The following is a 10,037-nucleotide window of genomic DNA, read 5'->3' as shown; positions in this document are numbered from 1 at the left end:
GGCGTGGGGCGCAAAGGTCCGTCCGTGGGTAGGCGGGGCTGGCGGGCCGGCACGTTCGCGGCCCGCGCCTCCGCGCGCCGCGATGCGGCGTACGGACCGGTCGTCCGGGCGTCGAAAACCCCGCCGGGCGGAACGCGCCGTGCGGCGGGGGCCGGGGTGCACCGGGGGCGGCCTGTGACGGGGGTGGCGCTCCGGTGACCCCGATATCGTCACAAGCGGTTCCCCGCCGGGAGAAGCGTGGGGGCTGTGCGGTGGGTCACCACGAACGAAACCGCAGGTGGGAGGCGTGATCACGGGCCAGTGGGCCCGGTCACAGAGGGTAGGGCGCCCGGGTTCCTCCCCCGGAGGGGTACCCCCACTTCGCCGCTTCCCGGGGGCGAGCCCCCAGACCCCCCGAAACCGCGCTCCGCGCGGTTGTCCTCAAACGCCGGACGGGCTGAAAGGCGCGCCCTCACCCCTCGCTCACCCTTCGACGTCCCGCCCCTCCAGCGGCCGCACCGCCGGCCCCTGGAGCACCGTCCCGTCGGGCGCGAAGCGCGAGCCGTGGCACGGGCACTCCCACGCCCGTTCCGCCGCGTTGAAGGCGACCAGGCAGCCGAGGTGCGTACAGCGGGCGGAGACCGCGTGCGCGGTGCCGTCCTCGTCGCGGTAGACCGCGCAGTGCCGGCCGTTGACGCGTACCACCTCGCCCGTGCCGGGGGCGATGCCGGCGACGGAGTCCGCGCCGCCGGGCCGGAGGCGGTCGGCGACGAAGTGGCGGGCGACCTCGGCCTGGTGGCGGAGGAACTGGGGGGCCTCGCGGACCTGGGTCCACAGCCGCCGCGGGTCGTACAGGTCGGCCCACGGCGGCCGGTGGCCCTCGATCAGTTCGGCGAGCAGCCGGCCCGCCATGACGCCGCCGCTCATGCCCCAGCCGCCGAAGCCGGTGGCGACCCAGGTGTGGCGGGCGCGCGGGTGGAAGGGGCCGACCAGGGGGACGGTGTCGGTGGAGTCGTTGTCCTGGGTCGCCCAGTGCCGGTCGAACACGATGGAGGGGAAGCGCTCGCGGGTCCAGGCCGCCAGCCGCTCGAAGCGGGCCGCGACGTCGGCGGTGCCGGGCTTGAAGCTCTCGCCGGTGACGATCAGCAGCCGCCGGCCGTCGGCGTGCGGGGCGCTGCGGACGGACCGCTTGGCGCCCTCCTCGGTGATGTACATCCCGCCGGGGTCCTGGTCGGCGGGCACGGTGCCGGTGACCACCAGTTCGCGGCGCGGCGAGAGCCGGGCGAACAGCAGCGCGCGGTCGAAGACGGGGTAGTGGGTGGCGACGACCACGTCCCGTGCCGTGAGCACGGCGCCGTCGGCGGTCGTCACCCGGCAGGGGGTGCCCTCGTCGAGGCCGGTGACGCGGGTGTGCTCGTGGATGACGCCGCCGCGCGCGACCAGGTCCCGGGCGAGGGCGAGCAGGTACTTGCGCGGGTGGAACTGCACCTGGCCGTCGAGCCGTACGGCCGCCTCGACCGGGTACGGCAGGCCGGTCCGTTCCACGTAGGACGCCTCCAGCCCGGCCTGGGCCGCGGCGTTGGCCTCCTCGCGGACCTCGCCGCGGCCTTCGGCGCGGGTCACGTAGGTGAAGGCCGGCCGGCGTTCGAGTTCGCAGTCGGCTCCCAGCAGCTCCGCCACCTCCGCGACGTGCCCGACCGCCTCCGACTGCGACCGCGCGTACAGCCGCGCGCCCTCGGGGCCGCGGGTGCGCCGCAGCCGGGCGTAGATCAGGCCGTGCAGGGCGGTGACCTTGGCGGTGGTGTGGCCCGTCACCCCGGCGGCGATCCGGTCCGCCTCCAGGACGGCGACGGACCGTCCGGCGCGGGCCAGTTCCCAGGCGGTGGCGAGGCCCGCGATGCCGCCGCCGACGACGGCCACGTCGACGTCGGTGCCGGTGCCGGTGAGCGGTGGGTGCGCGGAGTCCGGGCAGGCGGGGGCGGTGGACAGCCAGTACGACTCGGGCTCGCCGTGGAGCAGCGGGCCGGAGGGGCCGCCGCCGGAGGGGGTTGCGGAGGGGTCGGAAGGGTGCGCCATGGGGGAACGGATTCCCCCGCGCGGCGCACGTACCCGGGCCCGCGTCCGGGGTTCGTCCGTTCGGCCGACCCGCCGGCGCCCCGGTTTGCCCGCCCGGCGCCGGGGAACCCGGGGAACCGGAATCCGGCCTCCCGGAGCCGCTCCGGATGTTCCCGAGGGTTCCGCAGGGCCGGGCGGGAAGCGGGAGGCGCACGAGGCTGCGCGCCGGCGGACACGGCAGTACGAGGGAGACGGCATGCGGGCCCTGACCTGGCACGGAAAGCGGGACGTCCGGGTGGAGACGGTCCCCGACCCCGGGCTGGAGGAGCCCACGGACGTCATCGTCCGTGTCACCTCCACCGGCATCTGCGGATCGGATCTGCATCTCTACGAGGTCCTCGGACCGTATCTGGACCCCGGCGACATCCTGGGCCACGAGCCGATGGGCGTCGTCGAGGAGACCGGCCCGGACGTCACCGCCCTCGTGCCCGGCGACCGGGTGGTGGTGCCCTTCAACGTCTCCTGCGGCGCCTGCCACATGTGCGGTCAGGGCCTCCAGTCGCAGTGCGAGACCACCCAGGTGCGCGAACGGGGCATGGGCGCCGCGCTGTTCGGCTACAGCAAGCTGTACGGGCAGGTGCCGGGCGGGCAGGCGGAGTTCCTGCGGGTGCCGTTCGGCAACACCCTGCCGATCAAGGTTCCGGAGGGGCCGCCCGACGAGCGGTACGTCTACCTCTCCGACGTCCTGCCCACCGCCTGGCAGGCCGTCGAGTACGCGGCGATCCCGCCCGGCGGCACGGTGACCGTACTCGGCCTGGGGCCGATCGGCGACATGTGCGCCCGGATCGCCCTGCACCGGGGCGCGAGTCTGGTCCTCGGCGTCGACCTGGTGCCCGAGCGGCTGGCCCGGGCCGCCGCCCGCGGCGTCACCGTCCTCGACCTGCGGGCCCACACCGAGCGCGGCGACGACATCGTCACCGCCATCCGGGACCTCACCCAGGGGCGCGGGACGGACGCCGTCATCGACGCCGTCGGCATGGAGGCGCACGGCGCGCCCGTGGGGAAGACGGCCCACCAGCTCGTCGGGCTGCTTCCGGACGCCTGGGCGCAGAAGCTGATGGAGCGGGCCGGCGTCGACCGGCTGGCCGCCCTGCACACGGCGATCCAGGCCGTGCGGCGCGGCGGCACCGTCTCGCTGTCCGGCGTCTACGGCGGCATGCTCGACCCGATGCCGATGATGACGATGTTCGACAAGCAGATCCAGCTGCGCATGGGCCAGGCCAACGTCCGCCGCTGGGTGGACGACATCCTGCCGCTGCTCGACGACGCGGACCCGCTCGGCGTCGAGGGCTTCGCCACCCACACGCTGCCGCTGGAGGACGGGCCGAAGGCCTACCGGACCTTCCAGGCCAAGGAGGACGGCATGGTCAAGACCCTGCTCAAGCCCGGGGCCGCCGCGTGACCGGCCGGCCGCGGGCGGCCCTCCTCGACGTCGACGGCACCCTCGTGGACACCAACTACCTGCACACCGTCTGCTGGTTCGAGGCGCTGCGGCAGGCCGGTCACCGGGTCGCGATGACGGACGTCCACCACACCATCGGCATGGGTTCCGACAGGCTCCTCGACCGGCTGCTGGGCGAGGACCGGGACCGCGACGCCGACGAGGGGATCAGCGCCGCGCACAAGACCCTCTACGCCACCTGGTTCGAGCGGCTGCCGGTCGTCGAGGGGGCGCAGGAGCTGGTGCGGGCTCTCGCGGGGCGTGGCTGGCGCGTCGTCCTGGCCACGTCGGCCCAGGGCTCGGAACTCGCCGCGCTGCGCCGGGCGATCGGCGCCGACGACGCCATCACGGCGGCGACCAGCGCGGACGACGTGGAGGCGAGCAAGCCCGACCCCGAACCCGTACGGCAGGCGCTGGAGCAGGCCGGCGCGGATCCGGACCGGGCGCTGTTCCTCGGCGACACCGTCTGGGACGTCCACGCGGCCCGGAAGGCGGGCGTGGACTGCGTCGCCCTGCTGTCCGGCGGCATCGCGCGCGCCGAACTGGAGGAGGCCGGCGCGGTCGCGGTCTACCGCGACCCCGCCGACCTGCTGGCGTGGCTGGACGACAGCCCCTTCGCACGTCTGGAACGCGACTGACCGTACGCCGCCTCGTCGGCGGAGGGCGTGCGGCCCGTCGCCGGTGACCCGCGCCCGGCCTCCTGCCGGGCGCGGGTCCGCGCTACCAGCGATACCACCGGCCTCCGCCGGAGCGGACGAGGAAGCCGAGCAGCCAGATGACCAGCACGGCCAGCGCGATCCACCACAAAATCTTCACCGCGAAACCCGCGCCGAAGAGAATGATCGCGAGGATCAGGACCAGGAGCAGCGGCACCACAGTGATCACCTCCTGTCGGTCGCCCACCCGCCATGGGGACGGCCTGTGCATCTCCAGTGTCCTCCGCCTGATCCGTTTTGTCCTGGTCGTCCGCCCGCGGATTCGGGTGGGCGGGAGCCCGGCCGCCACCGGCGGGGGCCCCGGCGCCGCCCCGGGGCGTGCATAGCCGGACGCGCGCGGGGGTACCCGCCCCGGCCAGAGGAGGACGCCCCATGCCCACGCCCGGAGACCGCGACGGACGCGCGCGGACCAGGGGACGCGACGAGTCGCCGGAGGAGCGCGCCGACCGGCGCTGGAACGAACTCCTCCAGGAGGTGCGCGTCGCGCAGACCGGGGTCCAGATCCTCTTCGGCTTCCTCCTGACCGTCGCCTTCACCCCGCGCTTCACCACCCTCGCCCCGACCGACCGCACCGTCTACGTCGTCACGGTGATCCTCGGCGCCGCCACCACCGGCTCGCTGATCGGGCCCGTCTCCTTCCACCGGATCGTCACCGGGCGGCGGCTGAAGCCCGAGACGGTGGTGTGGGTGTCCCGGCTGACCGTCGTCGGCCTGGTGCTCCTGCTGGCCACGGTGGCCTCGGCGCTGCTGCTCATCCTGCGGGTCGCCCTGCGCGGCCCGGCGGTGCCGTGGGTGGTCGCCGGGCTCGTCGTGTGGTTCGTCCTCTGCTGGTTCGCCCTGCCCTGCTGGGCGCTGCTCCGCTACCGCTCGCGCAGGTGACGGCCGGCCGCCCCTCACGATCGATCGGACGGCCCGCGCGACCGGGTGCCGGAGCGCACCGGCCGCACCCCGATCGGTCCCGTCCGACCCGGCGGCGGCCCGCATGGCGTGTCACGGTGAGGGCAGACGAGCCCAGGGGGGAACGAGCGCAGCGAGCGAAGGAGCAGCACCATGCCCGCAGGATCCAGCCCCAAGCGCGAGCGGCAGTACGAGCACATCAAGGAGAGCGCGGAGTCGCGCGGCGCGAGCGAGAAGCGCGCCAAGGAGATCGCGAGCCGCACGGTGAACAAGGAGCGCGCCCGCGCCGGCGAGTCCAAGACGGCCAGCCGGACGTCCCTCCAGGACATGTCGTCCTCGAAGCGGGGCGGTCAGCGCTCGCACTCCGGGGCCAAGGGCCCGACCAGGGACCAGCTGTACGAAGAGGCCAAGAAGAAGAACGTCGAGGGACGGTCGCAGATGACCAAGGACGAGCTGAAGCGGGCCCTCGGGCGCTGAGGCGTAGCTGAGGCGTCGCCGCGGCCTCCGGGCCCGCCGGTTCACGGGAGGTCGACGACCCCCACCGCCGACTCCAGCAGGCTCCCCAGGTACAGCCGCCCCGCGTGTCCGCACACGCTGGTCACCATGCGGAAGCCGGTCCCCGGCCGCCGCAGGTCCCGGACCCCCCGGCCCGCCGCGTCCAGCTCCAGCAGCCGGATGACCGGCCGGGGGCCGGGCAGCAGCGCGGACGGCAGCGCCCACAGGGCCCGCCGGAGCGCCGGAGGCGACCGGTGCAGCAGGTCGAGGAGGGGTTCGCGCGGGGCCGCCAGGGCCACCCGGACGCTGCCGTCCGGACCGGTGGACAGGTTGTCGGGGAAGCCGGGCAGCGCCTCCGCGAAGACCTCGCGACGGCCGGCCCGCGGGCCGGTGAGCCACAGGCGCGTCAGCCGGTACGCCCCCGACTCGGCGACCACGACGGAGGAGCCGTCACCGGCCAGGGCCACGCCGTTCGCGAACTCCAGCCCGTCCAGCACCACTTCGGGCCGCGCGGACCCCGGCTCCCAGCGCAGCAGCCGCCCGGTGCCGGAGTGCTCCAGCAGGTCGCCCATCCAGTGCTCCAGCGGGAACCGGGCGGACGCGTCGCTCACGTACACGGCGCCGTCCGGCGCGACGACGGCGTTGCTGCACACCCACAGCGGGTCGCCGCCCGCCCCCAGCAGCGTCTCGATACGGCCGGACGCCGGGTCCAGGCGCAGCAGCCCGCGCTCCGCGTCGCACACCAGCACCCGGCCGTCGGGGAGCGGGCACAGGCCCAGCGGCCGGCCGCCGGTGCGGGCGAGCGTCCGCACCGGACCGCCCGCCGGGTCCACGGACAGGACCCGCCCGTCCGCCACCCCGGTCAGCAGCCGGCCCGAGACGGCGTCCCACCGGACGTCCTCGGGGCCGGTGGCGCCGAGCGGCAGCCGCCGCACCGGGGGCAGCGCGGCGGGCTCCGCGCCGGGGACCGGTCCCCGGGTACGCCGCGGCGGCTGCCAGACGACCGGACGGAGAGGGGGTTTGCGCGAGGCCATGGCGAGAACCCTTCCTGGCGGGGTGGGCCGGGAAGCGTACCCGCGGCCCACCCCGGAAAACGGCCGTCACCGGCCGACGTGCGCGTACCGCCGCCCCGTGGCACGGTGGGCGGGCGTGGCACGGACCCCCGACCGACGCACGCACAGCAGGAGGCACGCATGCCGAGCCCCGAGGACGCCGAGAACCGCCTGCGGCGGGCCGCCGACGAGGAACGGGAGGCCTACGGAGGAGAGGACCACCCCGTCGGCGCCTACGCGGGAGCCATGGGCGTCTACGTCGCGGGCATCGCGGCGCTGGCCGGCGCCGCCCGGCTCGCCCGCCGGCCGGTGCCGGAGCCCGGCCCCTGGGACGTGCTGCTGTGCGCCGGGGCCACGCACCGGCTGTCCCGGCTGCTCACCAAGGACTCGGTGACCAGCCCGCTGCGAGTCCCCTTCGCCCGCTTCCGCGGGGCCGGCGGCCCCGGCGAGGTCCAGGAGGAGGTACGCGGCGGCGGCGCCCGCAAGGTCGTCGGCGAGCTGCTGACCTGCCCGTTCTGCACCGGCATGTGGGTCGTCACCGGGCTGGCCGCCGGGCTGGTCTTCGCTCCCCGGCCCACCCGGCTGGCCGCCGCCGCGCTGACCGCTCTCACCGGCGCCGACCTGCTGCAGTTCCTGCGGGTGCGGATGCAGCAGTCCGTCGGCGAATAGCCGCCGCGGGCCCGGCGTCCCGGCCGGGGTGCCGGGCCCCCGGGCGGGACCGCAACGAAGCGCGAGACGCGAGCGCGAGGAGAGTTCCATGACGCATCCGTCCCACGACCGTCTGGAGGGCCGCGCCGCGCTGGTGACCGGCGCCTCCCGGGGGCTCGGCCTGCTGATCGCCCGCGAACTCGCCCGCCGCGGCTGCAAGGTGCTGATCTGCGCCCGCGACGGCGAGGAACTGGGCCGGGCCGAACGCATGCTGCGCGCCGAGGGGGCCGAGGTCCGCGCCCTCGCCTGCGACGTCACCGGCTCCTCGGCCGCCCGGCGGCTCGTCGACGCCACGGCCGAAGCCTTCGGCGGTCTCGACGTCCTCGTCAACAACGCCGGGAACATCCAGGTCGGGCCGGTCTCCGCGATGACCGAGACGGATTTCCGCGACGCCATGGAGACGATGTACTTCGCGCCGCTGCGGCTCGTCCTCACCGCTCTGCCGGAGATGCGCGAACGCGGCGGCGGACGCATCGTCAGCATCGCCTCCATCGGCGGCCGGGTCGCCGCGCCCCACCTGCTGCCCTACGTGGGCGCCAAGTTCGCCCTCACCGGCTTCTCCGAGGGGCTGCGCGCGGAACTCGCCGCCGACGGCATCAGCGTCACCACCGTCCTGCCCGGCCTGATGCGCACCGGCTCGCACACGGCCGCCCGCTTCAGCGGCCGGGCCGACAAGGAGTACGCCTGGTTCGCGGTCTCCTCCGGGCTCCCGCTGCTGTCCATGGACGCCGAGCGGGCCGCCCGCGCCATCGTCCGCGCCGCCGAGCGCCGCCGCGCGGAGCTGGTGCTCACGCCCGTCGCCAAGGCCGCCGTCCGGCTGCACGGCCTGGCCCCCGCCACCACCACCCGCGCCCTGAGCCTCGGCGCCCGGCTGCTGCCGCGCGGCGGGCCCGGCCCCGCGCACGACGTGCCCGGCCGGCAGGCCGCCCGGCGGCTCGGCTCCGCCGCGGTCGCCCGCCTCACCGTGCTCAACGACCGCGCCGCCCGCCGCTACAACCAGCGGACCGAACCGTGACCCGCGATGCCGCCGGCGCGGGCGGCGAGGACGCCTACGACGCCTCCCCCTGGGTCCCCGCCGGCGCGGACCTCGACGCGCTGCGCACGGCGGCGGCCGGCTGCCACGGCTGTCCCCTCCACCGGGACGCCTCGCGGACCGTCTTCGGCGCCGGTGACACCTCCGCCCGTCTCCTCCTCGTCGGCGAACAGCCCGGCGACCAGGAGGACCGCAAGGGGCACCCCTTCGTCGGACCGGCCGGCGGCGTCCTCGACCGGGCGCTCGCCGAGGCCGGCATCGATCCCGGGGAGACGTACGTCACCAACGCCGTCAAGCACTTCAAGTTCGAGCCCGCCGCCCGGGGCAAGCGGCGCATCCACAAGGCGCCCACCCTGCGCGAGATCAGTGCCTGCAGCCCGTGGCTGGCGGAGGAACTGCGGCTGGTCGCCCCGGAGGTGGTCGTGGCCCTCGGCGCGACGGCGGGGAAGTCGCTGCTGGGTTCCGGGTTCCGGGTCACCCGCGACCGGGGAGTGCCGCTGCCCCTGCCCCCACCGGCGGGCGGGGACGGCGAGGGTGTGCTCGTCGCCACGATCCACCCGTCCGCCGTACTGCGCGCGGACGACGCGGGGCGGGCGGAGCTGTACGGGGGGCTGGTGGCGGATCTGCGGGTGGCGGGACGGTTGCTGGGGTGAGGGTGCCCGGTCCCGTCCTCGTACCGTTTCCCGCGGGGCGACGGCCCGGGCGCGCCCGCCGTTTGCGCCCCGGCGCAACGGTTACCCGGGGGGCGTGTCCGCCGCTCCGCGCGTAGGCGTCGTGATCATCACCCGCGACCGCCTCCCCCGCCTCCTCCGCACCCTCCACCACCTCGCCCGGCTCCCCGAAGAGCCCCCGGTCGTCGTCGTGGACAACGGCTCCCGGGACGGCACCCCGGCGGCCGTGCGGGAGCGGTACCCGCACGTCCGCGTGCTGGAGACGGGCCGCAACCTGGGCGCCGTCGGCCGCAATGTCGGCGTCGCGGCCCTGGACACGCCCTACGTGGCGTTCGCCGACGACGATTCCTGGTGGGAACCCGGCTCGCTCGCCGCGGCGGCCGGCCTGTTCGACGCCCACCCTCGGCTGGCCCTGATCGCCGCCTCCACCCGGGTCGGCGCGGAAGGCCGCCCCGACCCCCTCAACCGCGTCCTCGCCGCCTCGCCCCTGGGCCGGGCGCACGATCTGCCCGGCCCCTCCGTCCTCGGCTTCCTCGCCTGTTCGGCCGTCGTCCGGCGCGACCCCTTCCTCGAAGCGGGCGGTTTCGACCCGCTGCTGCACTTCGGCGGCGAGGAGACCCTGCTCGCCTACGAACTGGCGCGCCGGGGCTGGGGAGTGGTGCACTGCCCCGCGTTGGTCGTCCGGCACCACCCCGATCCCGTGCCCCGCGCCGGCCGGCCCGCCCGGTTCCGGCGCAACGAGCTGCTGACGGTCTGGCTCTGCCGCCCTCTGCCGTACGCCCTGTCCCGCACCTGGTCGCTGGCGCGGGACTGTCCCGGCGACCGGGAGGCCCGCCGCGCCCTGGCCGGGGTGGCACGCCGACTCCCCGCCGCCCTGCTCCGCCGGCGCCCCCTCCCGCCGCCCGTCGAACGCGGCGCGCGCCTCGTCGA

Annotated in this window: 11 protein-coding genes; 8 read left to right on the top strand and 3 right to left on the bottom strand. The window is 76.0% G+C overall.

The window, feature by feature from the left end; translation table 11 throughout:
- Window positions 1–462: 462 nt before the first annotated feature.
- Window positions 463–2,055 (bottom strand): FAD-dependent oxidoreductase, encoded by a 1,593-nt coding sequence (locus ACSNOK_RS25640; RefSeq protein ID WP_436783135.1) that lies wholly within the window; start codon window positions 2,053–2,055, stop codon window positions 463–465.
- Between the two features lie 235 nt (window positions 2,056–2,290).
- Here ACSNOK_RS25640 and ACSNOK_RS25635 point away from each other — a divergent pair, with 235 nt between their 5' ends.
- Window positions 2,291–3,496, top strand: a complete 1,206-nt coding sequence (locus tag ACSNOK_RS25635; RefSeq protein ID WP_436783134.1) for a zinc-dependent alcohol dehydrogenase — start codon at window positions 2,291–2,293, stop codon at window positions 3,494–3,496.
- Entirely contained in the window at window positions 3,493–4,173 is a 681-nt protein-coding gene (locus tag ACSNOK_RS25630; RefSeq protein ID WP_436783133.1) for an HAD family hydrolase, read from the top strand. The genes ACSNOK_RS25635 and ACSNOK_RS25630 overlap by 4 nt, the downstream gene beginning before the upstream one ends.
- Before the next feature lie 82 nt (window positions 4,174–4,255).
- On the opposite strand, the gene ACSNOK_RS25625 is transcribed toward ACSNOK_RS25630, so the two are convergent.
- Window positions 4,256–4,411 carry a hypothetical protein gene (locus tag ACSNOK_RS25625; RefSeq protein WP_004955622.1) on the bottom strand — a complete coding sequence of 52 codons (156 nt, stop codon included), beginning with the start codon at window positions 4,409–4,411 and terminating at the stop codon, window positions 4,256–4,258.
- Window positions 4,412–4,623: 212 nt separating this feature from the next.
- On the opposite strand from ACSNOK_RS25625, the gene ACSNOK_RS25620 reads away from it, so the two are divergent.
- Window positions 4,624–5,130, top strand: coding sequence for a DUF6328 family protein (locus tag ACSNOK_RS25620; RefSeq protein WP_436783132.1), 507 nt, complete (start codon window positions 4,624–4,626; stop codon window positions 5,128–5,130).
- Window positions 5,131–5,301: 171 nt separating this feature from the next.
- Window positions 5,302–5,625 carry a plasmid stabilization protein gene (locus ACSNOK_RS25615; protein WP_436783131.1) on the top strand — a complete coding sequence of 108 codons (324 nt, stop codon included), beginning with the start codon at window positions 5,302–5,304 and terminating at the stop codon, window positions 5,623–5,625.
- A 41-nt stretch (window positions 5,626–5,666) separates the two neighbouring features.
- Here ACSNOK_RS25615 and ACSNOK_RS25610 read toward each other — a convergent pair whose 3' ends face one another.
- On the bottom strand, window positions 5,667–6,677 hold the full coding sequence (locus ACSNOK_RS25610) for an SMP-30/gluconolactonase/LRE family protein (protein ID WP_436783130.1): 1,011 nt from the start codon (window positions 6,675–6,677) through the stop codon (window positions 5,667–5,669).
- 159 nt (window positions 6,678–6,836) lie between these two features.
- Here ACSNOK_RS25610 and ACSNOK_RS25605 point away from each other — a divergent pair, with 159 nt between their 5' ends.
- The 4 genes from ACSNOK_RS25605 to ACSNOK_RS25590 form a co-directional block, all read left to right on the top strand.
- Window positions 6,837–7,364 carry a DUF1360 domain-containing protein gene (locus tag ACSNOK_RS25605; protein WP_436783129.1) on the top strand — a complete coding sequence of 176 codons (528 nt, stop codon included), beginning with the start codon at window positions 6,837–6,839 and terminating at the stop codon, window positions 7,362–7,364.
- 88 nt (window positions 7,365–7,452) lie between these two features.
- Window positions 7,453–8,418, top strand: a complete 966-nt coding sequence (locus ACSNOK_RS25600) for an SDR family NAD(P)-dependent oxidoreductase (RefSeq protein WP_436783128.1) — start codon at window positions 7,453–7,455, stop codon at window positions 8,416–8,418.
- Complete coding sequence (locus ACSNOK_RS25595; protein WP_436783127.1) at window positions 8,415–9,089, top strand: UdgX family uracil-DNA binding protein; 675 nt, start codon at window positions 8,415–8,417, stop codon at window positions 9,087–9,089. The genes ACSNOK_RS25600 and ACSNOK_RS25595 overlap by 4 nt, the downstream gene beginning before the upstream one ends.
- A gap of 94 nt (window positions 9,090–9,183) precedes the next feature.
- Window positions 9,184–10,037: glycosyltransferase family 2 protein (locus ACSNOK_RS25590; RefSeq protein WP_436783126.1), on the top strand; the 854-nt coding region annotated here is incomplete at its 3' end.

It is taken from the genome of Streptomyces sp. URMC 126 (assembly GCF_051386555.1).
Lineage (GTDB): Bacteria > Actinomycetota > Actinomycetes > Streptomycetales > Streptomycetaceae > Streptomyces.
The sequence above is the reverse complement of the archived record's forward strand: the minus strand, read 5'-3'. Positions and strand labels throughout refer to the sequence as shown.

What these genes read in the sequence shown, in the direction of transcription:
- ACSNOK_RS25640 (WP_436783135.1), bottom strand. Translation starts at nt 2,055, where the DNA reads ATGGCGCACCCTTCCGACCCCTCCGCAACCCCCTCCGGCGGCGGCCCC.
- ACSNOK_RS25635 (WP_436783134.1), top strand. Translation starts at nt 2,291, where the DNA reads ATGCGGGCCCTGACCTGGCACGGAAAGCGGGACGTCCGGGTGGAGACG.
- ACSNOK_RS25620 (WP_436783132.1), top strand. Translation starts at nt 4,624, where the DNA reads ATGCCCACGCCCGGAGACCGCGACGGACGCGCGCGGACCAGGGGACGC.
- ACSNOK_RS25615 (WP_436783131.1), top strand. Translation starts at nt 5,302, where the DNA reads ATGCCCGCAGGATCCAGCCCCAAGCGCGAGCGGCAGTACGAGCACATC.
- ACSNOK_RS25610 (WP_436783130.1), bottom strand. Translation starts at nt 6,677, where the DNA reads ATGGCCTCGCGCAAACCCCCTCTCCGTCCGGTCGTCTGGCAGCCGCCG.
- ACSNOK_RS25605 (WP_436783129.1), top strand. Translation starts at nt 6,837, where the DNA reads ATGCCGAGCCCCGAGGACGCCGAGAACCGCCTGCGGCGGGCCGCCGAC.
- ACSNOK_RS25600 (WP_436783128.1), top strand. Translation starts at nt 7,453, where the DNA reads ATGACGCATCCGTCCCACGACCGTCTGGAGGGCCGCGCCGCGCTGGTG.